Raw genomic sequence first — 18,946 nt, 5'->3', positions numbered from 1 at the left:
CGGTCCCTATCTGCCGTGGACGTTTGAGATTTGAGAGGGGCTGCTCCTAGTACGAGAGGACCGGAGTGGACGAACCTCTGGTGTTCCGGTTGTCACGCCAGTGGCATTGCCGGGTAGCTATGTTCGGGAAAGATAACCGCTGAAAGCATCTAAGCGGGAAACTTGCCTCAAGATGAGATCTCACTGGAACCTTGAGTTCCCTGAAGGGCCGTCGAAGACTACGACGTTGATAGGTTGGGTGTGTAAGCGCTGTGAGGCGTTGAGCTAACCAATACTAATTGCCCGTGAGGCTTGACCATATAACACCCAAGCAATCTGAATGCTCGAAAGAGACCAGATTGCGGTGTGTGAAGACGCAATGAACCGAAAGTTCGCGATGCTCACAAACACCTGTATCACATACCCGATTTGCTGAAGCGAGGCCAACCGGTCACGAGTCAGTACCCGAATTTCTTGACGACCATAGAGCGTTGGAACCACCTGATCCCATCCCGAACTCAGAAGTGAAACGATGCATCGCCGATGGTAGTGTGGGGTTTCCCCATGTGAGAGTAGGTCATCGTCAAGATTAAATTCCGAAACCCCAATTGCGAAAGCAGTTGGGGTTTTGTTTTTTAGTAGAAGTCACCGATTTTGCTGGCACGTTACCGTGTTGACGGGCCAGATACAGAATTTCTTGACGACCATAGAGCGTTGGAACCACCTGATCCCATCCCGAACTCAGAAGTGAAACGATGCATCGCCGATGGTAGTGTGGGGTTTCCCCATGTGAGAGTAGGTCATCGTCAAGATTAAATTCCAGAACCCCTGTCTGCTAACGCAGACAGGGGTTTTGTCGTTTCAGGGCTCCCAAAACTCAGGCCGCTTTGCGAGCCTTGCTGATGCGCCGGGCCTGCCACTTGCGCCACCAGATGTAGACGCCAGTCCCTGACAGCCCCGCAATCACAACCCCCAATACCGCGATGATCACTTGCCCGGTGAAGCCGATGATCCGTCCGCCATGTATCGGTAGTTGCAAGCGGTAAAACCGTTCCCCCAGTGTCCCTTGTCCGGCAATTTCCTGACCTAATAATCGCCCGTCAGTACCGTGAAAAAACAACCAGGACTTGCCATGCGCTTCAGTGTCGTGATGCCCGAGTCCTGCGCCGTAGAAGTTGTACTCAAAGCTGTAATACAACTCCCCGATCGCCGCTGTCAGTCCTAGCCTCTTCCCCTCGACCAATGCCCTTTCGTACGCCTGTTGATAACTCAACTGTGTCACCCCCAACTCAGATGGAGGCATTCGCCCTCGAGCCTCATAAACGCTCGGCTCGATCGGTGAAAGCAGCGACACCGCCGGTTTGAAGACCTGACTGGGCAAGTTCATCGCGACACTGCTGACCGCAATCGGTAGCAACAACAACCACAGCCACAATCCACCGGCCCGATGCAGATCGAAGTTGAGTCGATAAACGTGGCCGCCCTTGATCTTCCAGGCCGCCGACCACTTTTTCCAGAACGGCTTGCCACGAGGAAACGTCAGCCACAGCGCGATGAAACAATCGATCACCCAGGCGCTGGCAACCAGCCCCATCAACCACAAGCCCCAGTTTCCGGGCAGCGTCAAGTTGTAATGAAACTCAAGAATGAACGGAATGAAGTTCTCCCGGGAAAAGCAGCACTCGCCCCAGTAACGTTGCCCTTTCTGCTCGGCACTCACCGGGTCCAGGTAGAACACCTGATTGCGCTCATCAAACGGTTTGCCCGTCGCCGGATCCTTACGTGGAACAGCTGCCAATAGCGCGGTATGCCCCAACTCGTCCGGATACTCCATGTACCAGACCTGCAGCTTCGGATGCGTGGTCTGCACAGCGTCGACCAACGCCCCGGGAGGCAATCTTTGCCCCTCAGATGAGGCCGCGTAGAACTTCGGATTCAGCCACTCATCCAGCTCATGATTAAACGCCAGAATGCTCCCGGTGATCCCGGCCAGCAGTAAAAATACCGCTGTTGCCAGCCCGATATAGCGATGCAACAACACCAACAATGCGCGCATGAGAATTTCCCCACAGAAGCGACAAAGCCAGCCCCTGAAAACAGGGGCTGGCTTTTTTATGCACAAGGCAAAGGTTTAGAACTGGTAGCTGACCGTGGCGGCGACGTTGCGCTCTTCGCCCATGTAGCAGAAGTTCAGACTCGCGCAGGAGGCTACGTAGGATTCATTGGTCAGGTTGTTCGCGTTCAGGCGCACGTCGACGCCCTTCAAGCCGACCTTGCCCAGGTCATAACCGATGGATGCGTCGAACAAGGTGTAGGCAGGTACCTTCAGCGTGTTTTCCGCATCCGCCCAGCTGTAACCGACATAACGCACACCACCGCCCAGGCGCAGGCCGTCGAGTGCGGCACTGTCGAATTTGTAGTCAGCCCACAACGACGCCATGTGCCGCGGTGCCTGAGTCGGCGAGTTGCCTTTGTTCTCGATCACATCGGTCGGCGTGCTCAAGGTGCTGACCATCGACTTCGAGTACTCGATATCGGTGAAGGTGTAGCTGCCGAGTACTTTCAGGTTGTCGGTCAACTGCATGTGCGCTTCCAGTTCCAGCCCTTGCGAACGGACAGCGCCTACCGCGCGGTAGAAGTTTTCCTGCGGCAGTTTGGTCGCCAGGTTTTCTTGATCAATGCGGAACAGCGAGGCGGTGAACAGGTTGTCGGTGCCCGGCGGCTGGTACTTCAGGCCGACTTCCCATTGCGTCCCGTCAGTTGGCGGCAGAGGATTGCCGGCGCTGTCGGCATACGAGTTCGGGTTAAACGACTCGGAGTAGCTGATGTACGGCGCCAGGCCGTTATCGAACAGATACAACGCACCAGCGCGGCTGGTCAGTTTGGTGCGGCGGTCGTTGATTTCCGTGCCCACCGGACGGCCCGCTTCGGCGATACGGTTCTCATCCGACGTCTCGACCCAGTCCTGACGCAGACCCAGCGAAAACCGCCATTGGTTCATCTCGATCAGGTCTTGCAGGTAGACCCCGGTCTGCTCCAGGCGCCGCAGGTAACTGGTGTCGCCGTACATATCGATCGCCGAGTTGCCATAGACCGGGTTGAACGCATTGATCGGCGCCAGACCGCCGCTGGTCCAGTCGACCACCGTTTTGCGCCGCTGATAGTCCGCACCCATCAACACGGTGTGCTTGGTAGCTCCGGTGAAGAATTCGGCCTGCAGCATGTTGTCGACGATGAACGCATGCAGACGTTCATCGCCGCCGGTGTAGTAGCGGTTAAGTTCGTTGCTGGTTGGCGTCGTCCAGCCATAGGCGTAAACCTGATCCATGTTCACTTTGGAGTCGAGGTAACGGAAGTTCTGCCGCGCCGTGAAGACATCGTTGAAGCGATGTTCGAACTGATAGCCGAACGATTGCTGATCCCGCGAGTAGCCATCAATCCCCGGCTCGCCCTCGAAGAAGTGCGGCGGGATGCGGTTACCGTTGCGCTGATGAATCGTCCCGTCCGCCGGCACGCCGCCGTGGTAGCCGCCATCCGGATCATGTTGCAGATACGCCTGCAGTGTCAGCGAGGTGTCTTCAGTGAAATCGATACTCAGGGTCGGGGCGAGGGCGAAGCGTTTTTCCTTGTTGTGGTCGAATTGTGTGTCGGACTGATCCGACAAACCGGTCAGACGATAGGCAATGCGCTTGTCGTCATCGACTGGGCCGCTGAAGTCAAACCCGACCCCGCGCTGACCTTGGGTACCGACCGTGGCCTGAACCTGATGATAGGCCTCGTACAACGGCTTTTTGCTGGTCAGCGCCACCAGGCCACCGGGCGAACTGCGGCCATACAAGACCGACGACGGGCCTTTGAGAATATCCACGCGCTCGAGGAAATACGGATCGACCTGCATGGTGCTGTAGGTCCCGCTGTCGCCCATCGACTTGAGGCCGTCGAGGTAGATGTTATCCACCGAGCCATCGTTGAAGCCGCGCATCGCCACATAGTCGTAGCGATGGGTCGCCCCGTAAGGGTTGGTCAGCACGCCGGGGGTATAACGCATCGCCTGGGAGACGGTTTGCGAGCCTTGATCGTCCATTTGCTCGCGGGTGACCACGGACACGCTTTGCGAAGTTTCCAGCAACGCGGTACTGGTCTTGGTGGCGATCTGGCTGTGGGTGGCGTTGTAGCCTTCCATGCTACCGAGTGCGTTGCCGAGGGCGAAACCTTTGATATCGGTGGTTGGCAGTGCCAGCGCATCGGTTTCACTGACAGGACGCAGGACGTAGCTGCTGCCGTCCTGGCTGACTGCTTCCAGGCCCGAACCGCTAAGCAAATGGCTCAACGCCTGATCAGTTGAATATTCGCCCTGTACGCCCGGAGACTGTTGTCCCTGCGTTTGCTGCGGAGTCATCGCCAGGGTAATGCCGGCCTGACGGGCAAACTGGTTCAGCGCTTCGCCCAGCGGGCCGGCGCCGATGCTGTAGCGATGACTGCTCGCTTCACTGGCAGGGGCGGCGACGCTCAGGCCGGGCAGCGCACCGGCACCCAGAACGGTGGACAGCAGGGCGGCGCGAACGGCGTGGCGCAGCAGGCCCGATTCGGCAGTGAAATTCAGCGGTTTCTTACAGGTGAGGCGGACAGTCATTGTCGGTTTCCGTGGCAAGTCGCAAAGGCTGAGTTGAAGTGCTTACTGACCAAGCCGGACTTGTCGCGAAAACCCGCCAAAATAATTTCAGGCCACCGCCTCGAGTGTGACCCACCATCGGGTGCGATAACGCAGTTGCACCGGCAGGGTCTGCGGCAGGATGGCCAGCAGCTTGTCGGTGTCCTCCAGGCGGAACACTCCGGAGAGGCGCAAGTCCGCCACCTGTGGCGCGCACGTCACAAAGCCCTGACGATAACGCCCGACTTCATTGAGGAAATCGCCCAGGCGCATATTGCGGGTCACAATCAAACCATCGGCCCACGCGCCCACGTCCATATCCAGTGGCGCTGCCGGGCGCACCTGATGGTGATCGATCAGATAGGTCTGCCCGGCGAGCGCCTCGACGGAGGTTGCGCCGCTGCGAATGGCGACGCTCCCTGAGCTGACAGTCAGCCGCGTGCAATCGCTGTCCTGACGCAGGATGAAGCGGGCTTTTATCGGCTCATAAATGCCATGACGACTTTGCACGCGAAGTGGCCGGTTGAACGTCGCGCCTTCATCGTTACCGCCGCATGTGACGATGATTTCGCCGCGAGTGAGTTTGATCAGCCGCTGCTGCGCGGTGTAGTCCAGATCCACTGCGCTGGCAGTGTTCAGCTCGATCCGCGTGCCGTCGGGCAACTGGAACCCGCGACGCTCCCCGGTCGCCGTAGCGTAATCAGCGCGCCACTGCTGCCACACGGAGGTGTCCTTGGCCAGCCATGCCGCGGAGCCCATCAGCACCGCGCCAGACAGCAGCTTCAAGGCTTGTCGCCGCCCCAGCCCTTGCGCACTGTTTTCCAGCGTATTGAACGCCACGTGCGCGCCGGGCACTGCGCGCAGGTTATGGCTCAATTCCGCCTGCAGCGACTGCACGCGCTGCCAGGCCAGTTCATGTTCATGATGTTCGGCGCGCCACGCGTCGCACTGATGACTCAGGCGCGCATTGCCATGGTTGTTACGCAGCCGCAGCAACCAGTGGATGGCTTGCTTGACCACCTGTTGCTGCGGCTCGGCGCGGCGCGCGACTGAGTTGTTATCCACAGGCATCAACTTGCGTACCGCAACACGTAGCAGTGATACATCGCATCGGCGACGTAACGTTCGACGGAGCGCAGTGACAAGCCCATCTGCGCGGCGATCTGCTTGTGGGTCAAACCTTCGCACTGCGCCAGCAGAAACGCCTGACGCACTTTCGGTCGCAAGCCTTCAAGCATGCGCGCGATGCTCTCGAGCAACTCGATTACCAGCGCGCGGGTTTCGGCGCTTGGGGTTTCGGCTTCGGGCAAATGGGCGATGGTTTCGAGATAGGCGCGTTCGATTTCTTCACGACGCCAATGATCGATCACCAGGCCACGGGCGATGGTGCGTAAAAATGCGCGAGGCGCCTTGAGTTCCAGGCGTTCGCTGCGCTGCAACAGGCGGACGAAGGTGTCCTGGGCCAGATCTGCGGCATCCGCGGCATTGCCCAGCCGCGCCCGCAGCCAGGCGTTGAGCCAGCCGTGATGACTCCTGTAAAGCGCCTGCACTGCAAACTCAGGTGAGGACATGAACGCGACAGCCCGAACGTCACAAATGATAATTAGTCGCATTTTTATCAGGGGCTGCGAATTTTGCAACCTCTGCTCGGAGATCCAGCAAAAAAACTTCGTGGCGAACGCTCTGGCACGCCGTTCGGCGGGAATCTGACAGAAATGCAGGCCATTTCCCACGCAGCCCTAAGATTTCCGTGAATGGTGCCGACAGACTGGTGAGACATGCGTGCACCAAAGTAGAGCGGCCGTCAGAACGCCGCCTGCGCTGTACATGGAATGTTGCATCCCGGAACGCATCCCCACTTTTGCATAAGAAGTCCCATGAAATGAATCTCAAGTTCAGCCATAAAATCCTGTTGGCCGCCTCGGGCGTCGTGGTCCTGGCTTTCGCTTTGTTCACCCTCTACAACGACTATCTGCAGCGCAACACCATTCGCCAGAACCTCCAGTCGTCCGTACAGCAGGCCGGCGATCTGACCGCCAGCAGCGTGCAGAACTGGATGAGCGGGCGAATTCTGGTGCTGGAAAACCTCGCGCAGAACGTTGCCCATCAGGGCAAGGACGCCGACTTCCCGGGGCTGGTCGATCAACCGGCCTTTACCTCGAACTTCCAGTTCACCTACGTCGGTCAGGCCAACGGAGTATTCACCCAGCGCCCTGACGCGAAGATGCCCGACGGCTACGACCCGCGTCAGCGCCCTTGGTACAAGCAGGCCGTGGTCGCCGACAAAACCATGTTGACCCCGCCATACATGGCGGCGGTCGGTGGTCTGGTCGTGACCATCGCCATGCCGGTGAAAAAGAATGGCGAACTGCTGGGTGTGGTCGGCGGTGACCTGAGCCTGGAAACCCTGGTGAAGATCATCAACTCGGTGGACTTCGGTGGCCTCGGCCACGCATTCCTGGTCAGCGGTGACGGCCAAGTGATCGTCAGCCCGGACAAAGACCAGGTGATGAAGAACCTCAAGGACATCTACCCGAACGCCGGCGTGCGCATCGAGAAGGGCAACCAGAACGTAGTGCTCAATGGCCAGGAACGCATCCTGTCGTTCACCCCGGTCAGCGGTTTGCCGAATGCCGATTGGTACATCGGTCTGTCGATCGATCGTGACAAGGCCTACGCCGCCCTCAGCCAGTTCCGTACTTCGGCGCTGATCGCGATGTTCGTCGCGGTCGCGGCGATTGCGCTGCTGCTGAGCCTGCTGATCAACGTCCTGATGCGTCCGCTGACCACTATGGGCCGCGCGATGCAGGACATCGCTCAAGGCGAAGGCGACCTGACCCGTCGTCTGGTCGTGGCAGGCAAGGATGAGTTCGCCGAACTGGGCAGCGCGTTCAACCAGTTCGTCGAGCGCATTCACGCGTCGATTTCCGAAGTGTCGTCGGCTACCCGTCATGTGCACGACCTGTCGCAACGGGTAATGGCCTCGTCCAACGCCTCGATCATCGGTTCCGACGAACAAAGCGCGCGCACCAACAGTGTGGCCGCCGCGATCAACCAGTTGGGCGCCGCCACTCAGGAAATCGCCCGCAACGCCGCCGATGCGTCGCAGCACGCCAGCGGCGCGAGCGAGCAGGCCGATGACGGTCGTCAGGTGGTCGAGCAGACCATTCAGGCGATGACCGAGCTGTCGCAGAAGATCAGCCTGTCATGCACCCAGATCGAAACCCTGAATGCCAGCACCGACAACATCGGCCACATCCTCGATGTGATCAAAGGCATCTCGCAGCAGACCAACCTGCTGGCGCTCAACGCGGCCATCGAAGCGGCCCGTGCCGGTGAAGCCGGACGCGGTTTTGCGGTGGTGGCGGACGAAGTGCGCAACCTCGCCCATCGCACCCAGGAATCGGCGGAGGAGATCCACAAGATGATCACCTCCTTGCAGGTCGGTTCGCGTGAAGCGGTGACCACCATGAACGCCAGTCAGGCGTCCAGCGAAGAGAGCGTGGAAGTGGCCAATCAGGCCGGTCTGCGCCTGGTCAGCGTGACCCAACGCATCGGCGAAATCGACGGCATGAACCAGTCGGTGGCCGCTGCAACCGAAGAGCAGACCGCGGTGGTGGAAACCCTCAACGTCGACGTCAACCAGATCAACCTGCTGAACCAGCAGAGCGTCGCCAACCTCAATGAAACGTTGAAGGATTGTGATGCGTTGTCGCAGCAGGCGAATCGGTTGAAGCAGTTGGTCGATAGCTTCAAGATCTGATTTTCAGATTCGAGACCGCGTTATCGTTGATCGCGAGCAGGCTCACTCCTACAGGGGAACGCATTCCACTGTAGGAGTGAGCCTGCTCGCGATTGCGGCAGATCAGTCACTGCCAAACCGAAGCCTTAGACAAACAGCTTCAGCACATTCCCCATCGCATCATCGGCGAACCCCTGCACGAAATCCTTGAACCCCGGCAGCACCTCCTCCCCACCTGAAGCCGGCTCGGCAATGATCGTCCAGGTCGCCCGCGACTTGCCCGCCCCCAAAGATTCCACGTTCATCGCCGCCCACAAATTCGCCACGCCCAGCGTGTTGTAGATCGTGGTCCAGGTCATGGCCCGTGCCTGCTCATCGCGTGAGTTGAGTTGTTCGACCACCACGTTACCGTCCTTGAAGCATTTCTTGCGCAGCGAGGACACGCCTTCGCCGGTCATTTCGATGTGCGACAGCGCCGGGATGAAGCGGTCGAAGCCAGCGAAATTGCCGACCACCGCCCAGACCTGCGCCGCGTCCGCCGGCACTTCCACCGAAGAGATGACATGGCAGCCGTGAGGGTTTTTGATCAGGGTGTCCGGTTGCAGAGTGCTCATGGTGTTGCTCCTTTTTTGGATGAATCAGATGAAGTTGATTTCTTTCAGGTAATCGCAGCCGCGACGCAGCAGCGCCGGGGATTTTTCCGGGTAGTGCGCGCCCATCTGTTGCACGCCGGCTTCGGCGTTGGCGTGGCCGATCAGGGAGATGTCGCCAATGTCCTTCTCGAAGCCGTTGAGGTAGAAACCGAGCACGCCAAACAGCGCGTTGTCGGTGTCGACCCGGCCCAGTTGCTGCTGCCAGTCGGCGACGCTGACCAGCGAGAATTCGCTGCCGGTTTCGCGGAACGAGGCGACGTAGGCATCCCAACTCAGCGGTTCGGGGTTGTGCAGGTTGAACACCGCGTGCTCGGTCGAATAACGGCTGGCGTGGAAGGCGATGAAACGCGCTAGAAAGTCCACCGGCATCAGGTCGAAATTCAGCGCAAAGGCCGGCACCTGACCGAGCTGGATCGAGCCTTTGAGCATCAGCATCAAACGGTTTTTGTGCGGCTGGCAGACGCCGCTCAGGCTGTTGAAACTGATGTTGCCGGGGCGATACAGGTTGACCCACACCCCCCGCTCGCGCGCCCGTTCGAGGACGCGTTCGCCGACCCACTTCGACAGGTTGTAGCCGTTGCGGATGTAAATCGGCGGAGTCGGCGCGGCGGGCAATTCGAGCACTCGGCCTTCGCTATCGACGGTGCTTGAAGCGGACAGCGTCGAGACAAAGTTGAAGACCTTTTTGCTGCGTCCTTCACACAGGCGCAGCAGCTCGAAAATCGGCTCGACGTTATCCGCTGCCAGCGACTCGTAATCGAGCACGTGATTGACGTTGGCGGCGTTGTGCACCAGTGCGCCGAACTCGCGATCGAGGCGCTGATAATCGTCGTCGGTCAGGCCCAGTTGCGGGCGGGTGAGGTCTGCCGAATAGATCCGCACCCGACTCAGATCCAGGTGCTCGAGACGGTTCTCGCGCAATGCCTGAGCAAAACGCTGCGCCGCCGTTTGCCCGCCACCATCACGCACCAGACACGCCACTTCGCTGGCGCCCCAACCGAGCAGCGCTTCGACGATGTGCACGCCGACAAAACTGTTGGCGCCGGTGACGATCACCTTGTGCACATCGCCCAGGCGACTGATCGGCAGCGGCTCGATGTTCAGCGGGCGTTCGGCGTCGGCCATGGCCTGGGCGTTGAGCACCGCGCTGTCGTCGGTACCGCGCACCAGCGTCGCGAGTTTGCTGATGGTCGGCAGTTCGATGAAGCGGTTGATCGAGATGCTGCGCCCGAACTCCTCACGCAAGCGCAGCAACATCCGCGACAGCAGAATCGAATGCCCACCGAGATTGAAGAAGCTTTCGTCGGTGGAAATATCGCTGCTCGGCAGCTCCAGCAGTTCCGCCCAGATCTCCAGCAGCAGCGCTTCGTCGGCGTTTGCCGGCAGGCATTTCGGGCCGCCGTCCTGCACACTCACCGGCAGCTCCAGCAATGCCTTGCGGTCGACCTTGCCGTTGCTGGCGAACGGCATCTGCGCCAGTTCAGTCCATGCCACCGGTTGCATGTAGTCCGGCAGAAACTGCTGGGCATGCGCCTTCAACAGATCGCGGGCAGCGTCCGATTGCGGCTGGGCGAGGAACGCCAGAATCCGCCGCTGACTGTCGATCACCACCGCCACCTGACGGTACAACTGGCTCTCGCGCAGGCAGCGCTCGATCTCTTCCGGCTCGACCCGGAAACCGCGGATCTTCACCTGATTGTCGCGCCGTCCGCACAGCTCGATGCCATGCTCCCCCCACTTGGCCATGTCGCCGCTGCGGTAGGCGCGCAAGGTCTCACCGTGCGGCAGTTGCAGGGTCAGATAGCGCTCGGCGGTCTGCTGCGCATTGTTCAGATAGCCGAGGCAAACGCCGGGGCCGACGATGAACAATTCGCCGACGGTGTTATCCGGCACCGGTTGCAGATCGTCATCGAGAATCAGCACCTGACTGTTGGCAATCGGTGCGCCAAGAGTGCGGTTGCTGTCACCCGGTTTGAGCTGGCGAGCGGTAATCAGTACCGTCGCTTCGGTGGGGCCGTAGAGGTTGTGCAGCTTGCCCTGACGGGTCAGTTGCTCGATGACGAAGGGCTCGCAGACGTCGCCGCCGGTCATCACTTCGACGCCATGCAAATGCTCCAGCGGCAGGATGCTCAACAGCGCCGGCGGCAGGAACGCGTGGGTCAGTTGCCGGCGGCGGATCAACGCCACCAACTGCAGCGGATCGCGGCGTTGAGTGTCATCGGGCACCACCAGTTCGGCGCCTTCGAGCAGCGTCGGAAAGATATCGATCAGCGATGAGTCGAAGCTCAGCGAAGAGAACTGCAACACCCGGCTTTCGGCGCGCAATTGCACGTAATCGGCGTACCACGCGGTAAAGTGCGCGAGGTTCGCCTGGCTCAGCAGTACACCCTTCGGATGCCCGGTGGTGCCGGAGGTGTAGAGCGCCATGCACGGTGCTTCAAGCGTCGGCCGCTGACGCATCAATGGTAGGTCGAGATCGGCTTCGGCATTGTCGATACGACTGACATCCAGCCCGGGCATCGACTCACCGAGCGGATGCTCGCCGTCGTGCAGCAACAACACCGCGCCGGCGTTTTGCAGGATGTATTGCTGGCGCTGCAACGGATGGCTCGGCTCGAGCGGCAGATACACCGCGCCACTGCCGAGCACCGCCAGAATCGAGGCGAACAGCGCCGGGCTTTTCGGCTGGCAGATACCCACGATCCACGGCTGCGGATGCTGCTCTAGCAGTGGCTGCAGACGTTGCTGGATCGCACGGCTGTGCGCGTGCAACTGGCGGTAGCTGAGCGAGTGCTCGGCCAGGTGCAGCGCCGGTCGCTCGGCGTGTTCGATCAGGCTGCGTTGCAGGCGTTCGATCAACGGCGTCTGCGCCTGTTGCAACAATGCCGGATGCGTCGTGGCGTTGAGGCGATGGACGTAAGCCAGACTGTCGAGAAACGACAGGTCCTCCACCTGTTCGAAGTCCGGCGCGGTAACTGGCAATGCCTGCTGAAAATACTCGGCATCGCGGGAGAAACGGCTGACCAGCAGCGCGACTTCGTCGACCACCTGCGTCAGCACTCGCTGGCGCAGTGCTTGACCATTGCCGGACGGCTCATCGCCAATCGGCACACGGCTGATCAGTGACGAGCCGAGGAAGCACAACAGGTCGAGCGTCGGTAAACCGCTAAGGCGCTGCGCAGCGATACCGAGGCGCAGATGCAAGTGCGGGATGGCGCAGAAATCACCGGCGCCGATGAAGCCATCGTCGATGATCAGGTCTACCGGCGATTGCGCCGCGCCGCTGCGCCGCAAGGAGTGGCCGTGTTGTTCGAGTTCCTGCACCAGGTCGGTCATGGCCTGGCTGGCGCCAATCAATAAAATGTCGAGACGTCTCATGTCGGCCTCCTCATCAAACCAGATAGTCACGCAGGGCGTGCTGCACGCAGGGCGTGTCGAGCAGCGAGCTGTTGTGGAAAAACCGCACGATGTTGCCCACCAGCGGATGGTGGCGATTGATCGGGAAGGCCAACCCGGCCATTTCGTCCTTGAGCGAGCGGCGCACTGCCTCGCTGACCGGCAAGGCGTCGATCAGGCGCAGATCGAAGGACTTCTGGATGTCATTGGTCAGGTAATGGCCGATGAACACCGGCAGGATCTGCGCGATGGTTTCCCGGTCCGCGTCATTGGCGGTATGCCAATAGATGCGCACCATGCGCGCCCAGAAACTGGAGTGCCGGCCCTCGTCGAGCAGGTGATCGGCCATCAGCCCTTTGATCGACGGCTTGACCGTATCGTCCCGGGCGAACGCCGCAACGTCGCCGGTCACGGTGTTCTCGGCGATGGCCACGCAGATCAGTTCCACGGCGCTGCGCAGGTGTTCGGGCGCCAGAGCCACAGCGGCAGGAATCGCCCGGCTCAGTTCGATTTCAGTGGGCAGTTCGATCGGCTCGATGCCGGTCATGGCCACGGTCTGCTGCATGAAATCCATCGCCACCAGTGCGTGGTAATCCTCGTCCACCACCACGGTCATCGCGTCGTAGCGACAGGCAAACGGGAACGGCACGGCGAAGCGATTCTTGGCGATGGCGCGGGCGGTCCGGTCGACGATTTCGGTCTCGAAAATCACCACGTCGTTGATGAACTTGTACAGCGTCTGCACCAGGGCGAAATCACGCTGCTGCGGGCACTCACGCAGGAAGGTTTCGCTGAGCACCAGCGGCTGACGGCTCAACGGATAGATCAGGCGCTCATCGTCTTCCAGAACACGCCGTGGCCGAGTGCGGATAGTGGCGCGGGTTTCCCAGGCGTCGGCGAAAGATTGGTAGTCGGCGGCGTTCATCGGGCCACCTCCACCAAAGGCTCGCGCATGCTCAGACGCAAGCCGTCCCACAGGGCGATGCGGCTTTCCACCGCCGCGATGGCGCTGGCATAGACCTCGGCTTCGCGTTGCGGATCGCCATCGACCAGGCGCTCGAGCAGTTGCTCTGCCGCCGGGCCGTGATCTTCGGAGTCGACCTCGATGTGGCGCTCCAGGTAATAACGAAAGGTGGGTGCCTGTTCGATGCCGATCCCCCAGTCATCAAGGATGCGCTGGAACATCGTCGGGATCACGCTTTCGCGGCCATGCAGGAACGCGGCGGCGACACTGTGGCCCGGTGCGTGCAGCGCGGTGTGCAGCGTCTCGCGCACAAATTTCGCCGCTGCCGGATCAACCTCAACGCTTTGCAGGGCGACGTCGTAACTCACGCCTTCCTGTTGCAGCGCGACAAACCGTTCGACCGTCGTGGTGCTCGCACCGACTTCGCGCATCGCGTCCAGGTACAGCTCGAAATGGCTGTAATGGCCGTGGGCGGGACGATCATCGGACTCTTCGCCTAGCACGATCTCGTTGATCAGCCGCGCAGCATGCGGATCGCGTGGCGGTAACCATGGCAGCCGCGTACAGGTCAGTTCCTGCTGCAGGCGCTTGGTCAACGACATGAAATCCCACACGGCGAAGACGTGGGATTCCATGAACCGGCGCAGTACCGATAACGAATCGATCTCGGTAAAGATCGGGTGAACGCTCAATTGCGCTTTTTTCAGGGCGAGTTGTTCTTTAGTTGGCATCATGGCGAACCTCGGTGTTATTGGAATAGAGGGAGTTGCTCGTTCAGTGCATCAACACGGACTTGATAAGTTTGAAATGTTTTCTATTGGCGAACGCGGGCCTCATTCGGATTAATGAAAGTTTGCAAAGTGCATGAAAGGCTCTCGACCATGCGTTGGCGAATATTTGCCAAAGCTATTGGATGACTGCGGAGCCGTGCCGTGTTTGCAGGTAGAACCTGCTCGGCGAGGAAAAGCTAATACATCGTCAAATAACTTAACAAGTTTATTTTTAATTATTTTTAGTTGTGTGTTTTTCAAGTATGAGTCGGCCCGGTAAAACTTTTGGTTTAAGTTTTACTTGGGCGTAGTTGCTCCTTTCGGCAAATAATGGCCAAAATTGAAGACAAGAGTGAATGCCTCACTCAAAGCAACTTTAAGAAGCGGAAATTGAATGTGATGTATAGGAATGAAAGTGGGCCGGAAACGGCGCCGTAACTTCCCTTTTTCCCGTGGCAAGGCTCCTTCCGTAGGTTCCTGGTGCGGGGACTGCGCCGGCGGTGCGGCGCGTCGCCCGTTCTTCATGGGGTGGCCGTTAAAGAGTGCGGGTAAATTGGCGGGACGGCTATGACCGATTCGTCCGCGCCGAGCCGCAATGGCGGGCTTGCGAGCGCTGGGAGGTTAGAGCGAACACGCGGATCCGCCACCAGGTTTGCGGAGGATCGGGGAGAGGATTTGTAAGCGGGTTATTCGCCGGTCGGGCGCGAAGGCCTGAGACCGGCGTGAAGGGTGTCAGCGCACGGCCTTGCGGTTTTGTCCGGCGGGACTGGCGAGGAAGCGGGTGATGACCTCGACGCCACGGTTGAGGTGATGTGTGAGCAACTTCACCGACAGCTCGACATCGCGCTCGATCACGGCCTGGAGCATGGCGCGGTGATCTTCCTGGGAGAGTTTGCCCAGGCCCATGGCTTCGAGGTTGAAACGCAGGAAGCGCTCCTCCTCGTTGAGGCCGTCTTCGACCAGCCGCAGCAGACGCTTATTCGGTGCCTTGCTGTACAGGGCCATGTGGAACAGACGGTTGAGCCGACCGATTTCGCTGTAGTCGTGCTGGGTTTCGAGTTCTTCGATATAGCCGGCGGCGTGCGCATGATCGGCGCTGGTCAGCAACGGGATCGACTGGCGCATGGCCTCGGATTCGAGGAGGATCCGCAACTCGTAGGTTTCGGTGGCGTCGCCCTGGATCAGCGGCGCTACAACGGCGCCCTTGTGGGTGGTGACGCTCAGCAGTTCCTGCGCTTCGAGCTGGCGCAGAGCCTCGCGCACCGGCATGCGGCTGACCCCGAACAGGTCGGCCAGATCCTGCTGGCGCAGGGCGGTGCCGCAGGGCAAGCGACCGTCAAGGATCGCCGAGCGCAGGGTTTCTTCGATGATCGAGCGGGCAAGGTGTGCGGGAATCGGCCCATCGACTTTGATGCTGTGCAGCGGTTTGGGCTTCTGTGTCACAACTACTCACCCTGAATGACGACGGAATTTGGATCCAAAGACACTAGTGATTGCTCTACAGGTTGTCAAACCATGTAAAGGATTGCTGTCCTGAATGAAGTTTAGCGCGATGGCGATGATCTCATGGTGCCATTGTTTTTTGCCGGGCTAAGCTTCACCATCAAACGCTTTCCTTCCTGCCCCCTGGAAACCTGCTGTGGCGGTACGTTTCGCGATCCCCCGGACTCTGCGCTGGCTAGGCTGCGCACTGTTGCTGGCCGGCGTCATGCTGGGCGGCCTGCATGCCGATTGGGATTTTTCCGCGATCAGCCGCAAGGCTACGGCGCTCTACGGCCCGTTGGGTGCCGGGCAGCAGCGGATCGATGCCTGGCAAAACCTGCTGGCCACGCAGAAACAGGTCAGCGAGATGGAAAAGCTGAAAGTGGTGAACCTGTTTTTCAACAAACAGGTGCGTTATGTAGAAGATATCGATCTGTGGGGGCAGGTCGATTATTGGGAGACGCCCATCGAAGCGTTGTGGAAAGGCGCCGGCGATTGCGAAGACTATGCGATCGCCAAGTATTTCAGCCTGCGCCATCTCGGGGTCTCCAGTGACAAGCTGCGCATCACCTACGTCAAGGCACTGCGCCAGAATCGCGCACACATGGTGCTGACTTACTACGCCACCCCCGATGCCATGCCGCTGGTGCTCGACAGCCTGATCGATCCGATTCAGCCTGCGTCCCAGCGAACCGATTTGCTGCCGGTCTACTCTTTCAATGCTGAAGGTCTGTACCTGCCGGGAGCCAAGGGCAACAAAAAGGTCGGTGACACCAAACGCCTGTCGCGCTGGCAGGATGTGCTGAAGAAAATGCAGGCCGAAGGTTTCCCGGTCGAAACGACTAACTAGGAGCACGCGCTCAGATGTCTTTGTTCAAACAGCTGTTGATCGCTATCTGTCTGTTCCTGGTGGTCGCCTTCACCGGCAGCTTCATGGTCAGTCTGGAGAGCTCGCGCACCCAGTACGTCAACCAGCTGCGCTCCCATGCCCAGGACGCCGCCACGGCGCTGGCGTTGTCGCTGACGCCGAATATCGACGACCCGGCGATGGTCGAGCTGCTGGTCAGCTCGATTTTCGACAGCGGCTATTACGCGAGCATCCGCGTGGTCGATCTCAAGACCGACCAGACCATTGTCGAGCGCAGCGGGATTCCGGCGGTGAGCAATGTGCCTGACTGGTTCGTCAAACTGATCGGCCTGGAGCCGGCCGGTGGCGACGCGCTGGTCAGCCGTGGCTGGGAGCAGGCGGCGCGGGTCGAGGTGGTCAGTCACCCGATGTTTGCCGTGGCCAAGCTGTGGCAGAGCGCGTTGGGCAGCCTCGGCTGGCTGCTGCTGTGCGGCGCGGTCAGTGCAGTGCTCGGCGCGTTGCTGCTGCGCCGGCAATTGCGCCCGCTGGATTACATGGTCAAACAGTCCCACGCCATCGCCCGCCGCGAATTCCTCAGCCTGCCGGAGTTGCCGCGTACCCCGGAACTGCGGCGCGTGGTGCAGGCGATGAACCAGATGGTCGAGAAGCTCAAGGCGTTGTTCCAGGAGCAGGCCGAGCGCAGCGAAAAACTGCGTGCCGAGTCTTATCAGGACAACCTCACGGGGCTTGCCAACCGGCGCTATTTCGAGATGCAACTGCACAACCGCGTGAGCAACCCGGAGCAGGCCAGTTCCGGTTATCTGCTGCTGTTGCGGGTCAAGGATCTGGCCGGGCTCAATCAGCGTCTGGGCGGTCAGCGCACCGATGAATTGTTGAAAGCTGTCGGCGAGCAACTGTCCCGCGAGTGCGCCAAATACCCTGAAACCCAGAACCTCGTCACCCGTATTCGCGGTGGTGAATTCGCCGTGCTGGCGCCGGGACTGGTGCGCGAAGAAGCGCTGCAACTGGCGCAGAACCTCGACAGCGCGCTGAGCAGCCTGCACGCCACTGGCGCAACCGATGTGCCGGCCGTGGCTTCCATTGGCCTCGCCCCGTTTGCCCACGGCGATTCACCGCAAGCAGTACTGACCCTGGGCGATCAGGCGCTGGCGCAGGCCGAGGGGCAGGGCGAGCAAAACTGGGCGTGCATCGATCAGAGCCTGGTGGCGGACGTCGGTGACGATCACCACGCTTGGCATCGCTTGCTCGATCAGGCGCTGAATCAGCAGCGTTTCGAACTGTATTTCCAACCGGTGGTGGCCGCTCAGGACACGCAATTGGTGCTGCATTACAAAGTGCTTTCGCGCTTGCTGGATGAACAGGGCCAGACCATCCCGGCCGGGCGTTTCCTGCCGTGGCTCGAGCGTTTTGGCTGGACCGCGCGACTGGACCGTCTGATGCTCGAGCGCGTGCTGGAGCAGATGAAAGGGCATGAGGATTCGTTGGCGCTGAACCTCTCTTCGGCAACCCTGGCCGATCCACAAGCGCTGAACAAAGTGTTCGAGATTCTGCGCGCACACTCCGACCTCGGCGAGCGCCTGACGCTGGAGATCGGCGAGGAGCAATTGCCGGAGCAAGCGGTGCTGGAGCAGTTGACCCGGCGCCTGCGTGAACTCGGTTTCTCCCTGAGCCTGCAGCGCTTTGGTGGACGCTTCAGCATGATCGGCAACCTGGCGCGGCTGGGGCTGGCGTACCTGAAGATCGATGGCAGTTACATCCGCGCCATCGATCAGGAGAGCGACAAGCGCCTGTTCATCGAAGCGATCCAGCGTGCGGCGCACAGCATCGATCTACCGTTGATTGCCGAGCGGGTGGAGACCGAGGGCGAGTTGTCGGTGATTCGCGAGATGGGCTTGTATGGGGTGCAGGGGCAGTTGTTTGGTGAGCCCACGCCCTGGAAGTAACCTGTTCGTTATTCGTTGTCGGTAAATCAGCCTTCGCGAGCAAGCCCGCTCCCACATTGGAATGCATTTCAAATGTGGGAGCGGGCTTGCTCGCGAAGGGGTCAGTCCGGTCACTGAAGATCGCGGATCAGATCAGCCCGGTCTCTTCGTCGTCGATCAAGTGGCTCAACCCGCCCAGCGCTTCCCGCGCCTGGGTGCGGTCCATCAGCTTGGCCTGCGCCGCCGGCGGCAGATCGGTGACGCGGATCACGCCTTTCTGGGTCAGCACCTGAATCAGGTCGTCGAGTACCCGAATCATTTCCAGGTCGCTCTGCTTGAGCTGTTTCAGGCTGGTTTCCACCACTTCATTGGCGAACCAGGCCTGGATTTCATGGCTGTCGGCCGGCAGCGTTTCCGTGGCCTCGGCGTAGGCCGCGGCTTCCACGCGAATCAACAGACCTTGCGCATCGCGTTGCACGTAAAACATTGAGCATCCCTCAGAAAGATCCAGCGTCATGC

Annotated in this window: 13 protein-coding genes and 3 rRNA genes; 6 read left to right on the top strand and 10 right to left on the bottom strand. The window is 60.1% G+C overall.

The genetic code is table 11. The annotated features are described in order from the left end of the window. From QMX91_RS07720 to rrf (QMX91_RS07710), 3 genes are all read left to right on the top strand, one after another. Positions 1–299, top strand: a 23S ribosomal RNA gene (locus tag QMX91_RS07720); the annotation flags it as partial. Between the two features lie 153 nt (positions 300–452). Then, positions 453–568, top strand: a 5S ribosomal RNA gene (gene rrf / locus QMX91_RS07715). A gap of 107 nt (positions 569–675) precedes the next feature. After that, positions 676–791: ribosomal RNA gene (gene rrf / locus QMX91_RS07710) — 5S ribosomal RNA — on the top strand. Between the two features lie 65 nt (positions 792–856). Here rrf (QMX91_RS07710) and QMX91_RS07705 read toward each other — a convergent pair. The 4 genes from QMX91_RS07705 to QMX91_RS07690 all read right to left on the bottom strand — a co-directional run bounded on the left by QMX91_RS07705 (position 857) and on the right by QMX91_RS07690 (position 6,201). Next, positions 857–2,035 carry a PepSY domain-containing protein gene (locus tag QMX91_RS07705; RefSeq protein ID WP_135294682.1) on the bottom strand — a complete coding sequence of 393 codons (1,179 nt, stop codon included), beginning with the start codon at positions 2,033–2,035 and terminating at the stop codon, positions 857–859. A 75-nt stretch (positions 2,036–2,110) separates the two neighbouring features. Beyond that, on the bottom strand, positions 2,111–4,612 hold the full coding sequence (locus QMX91_RS07700; protein WP_223009393.1) for a TonB-dependent siderophore receptor: 2,502 nt from the start codon (positions 4,610–4,612) through the stop codon (positions 2,111–2,113). Between the two features lie 87 nt (positions 4,613–4,699). Then, positions 4,700–5,701, bottom strand: a complete 1,002-nt coding sequence (locus tag QMX91_RS07695) for a FecR family protein (protein ID WP_282412507.1) — start codon at positions 5,699–5,701, stop codon at positions 4,700–4,702. Then, positions 5,701–6,201 (bottom strand): sigma-70 family RNA polymerase sigma factor, encoded by a 501-nt coding sequence (locus QMX91_RS07690; protein WP_134785116.1) that lies wholly within the window; start codon positions 6,199–6,201, stop codon positions 5,701–5,703. The genes QMX91_RS07695 and QMX91_RS07690 overlap by 1 nt, the downstream gene beginning before the upstream one ends. Before the next feature lie 311 nt (positions 6,202–6,512). Here QMX91_RS07690 and QMX91_RS07685 point away from each other — a divergent pair, with 311 nt between their 5' ends. Further along, positions 6,513–8,393 (top strand): methyl-accepting chemotaxis protein, encoded by a 1,881-nt coding sequence (locus QMX91_RS07685; protein WP_098966529.1) that lies wholly within the window; start codon positions 6,513–6,515, stop codon positions 8,391–8,393. A gap of 125 nt (positions 8,394–8,518) precedes the next feature. Here the strand turns inward: QMX91_RS07685 and QMX91_RS07680 are convergent, their stop codons facing one another. The 5 genes from QMX91_RS07680 to QMX91_RS07660 all read right to left on the bottom strand — a co-directional run bounded on the left by QMX91_RS07680 (position 8,519) and on the right by QMX91_RS07660 (position 15,598). After that, entirely contained in the window at positions 8,519–8,986 is a 468-nt protein-coding gene (locus QMX91_RS07680; RefSeq protein WP_135294685.1) for an SRPBCC family protein, read from the bottom strand. 24 nt (positions 8,987–9,010) lie between these two features. Continuing rightward, positions 9,011–12,403 (bottom strand): non-ribosomal peptide synthetase, encoded by a 3,393-nt coding sequence (locus QMX91_RS07675; RefSeq protein WP_282412506.1) that lies wholly within the window; start codon positions 12,401–12,403, stop codon positions 9,011–9,013. 13 nt (positions 12,404–12,416) lie between these two features. Beyond that, positions 12,417–13,346 (bottom strand): diiron oxygenase, encoded by a 930-nt coding sequence (locus QMX91_RS07670; protein ID WP_282412505.1) that lies wholly within the window; start codon positions 13,344–13,346, stop codon positions 12,417–12,419. Continuing rightward, entirely contained in the window at positions 13,343–14,119 is a 777-nt protein-coding gene (locus QMX91_RS07665; protein ID WP_282412504.1) for a DUF3050 domain-containing protein, read from the bottom strand. Before QMX91_RS07665 ends, QMX91_RS07670 begins: the two co-directional genes overlap by 4 nt. Positions 14,120–14,887: 768 nt before the next feature. After that, positions 14,888–15,598 carry a GntR family transcriptional regulator gene (locus QMX91_RS07660; RefSeq protein ID WP_135294689.1) on the bottom strand — a complete coding sequence of 237 codons (711 nt, stop codon included), beginning with the start codon at positions 15,596–15,598 and terminating at the stop codon, positions 14,888–14,890. A 196-nt stretch (positions 15,599–15,794) separates the two neighbouring features. On the opposite strand from QMX91_RS07660, the gene lapG reads away from it, so the two are divergent. Both lapG and lapD read left to right on the top strand, forming a co-directional pair. After that, positions 15,795–16,487 (top strand): cysteine protease LapG, encoded by a 693-nt coding sequence (gene lapG, locus QMX91_RS07655; RefSeq protein WP_007962016.1) that lies wholly within the window; start codon positions 15,795–15,797, stop codon positions 16,485–16,487. Between the two features lie 14 nt (positions 16,488–16,501). Next, on the top strand, positions 16,502–18,448 hold the full coding sequence (gene lapD, locus QMX91_RS07650) for a cyclic di-GMP receptor LapD (RefSeq protein WP_139053425.1): 1,947 nt from the start codon (positions 16,502–16,504) through the stop codon (positions 18,446–18,448). 127 nt (positions 18,449–18,575) lie between these two features. Here the strand turns inward: lapD and QMX91_RS07645 are convergent, their stop codons facing one another. Further along, positions 18,576–18,914 carry a tryptophan synthase subunit beta gene (locus tag QMX91_RS07645; protein WP_098966540.1) on the bottom strand — a complete coding sequence of 113 codons (339 nt, stop codon included), beginning with the start codon at positions 18,912–18,914 and terminating at the stop codon, positions 18,576–18,578. Positions 18,915–18,946 lie beyond the last annotated feature (32 nt).

Origin of the sequence: Pseudomonas sp. PS01299, from assembly GCF_029960145.1 — a bacterium.
GTDB lineage: Bacteria > Pseudomonadota > Gammaproteobacteria > Pseudomonadales > Pseudomonadaceae > Aquipseudomonas > Aquipseudomonas putida_A.
Note: the sequence above shows the minus strand (reverse complement) of the source record. Positions and strands in the feature narration are given on the sequence as shown.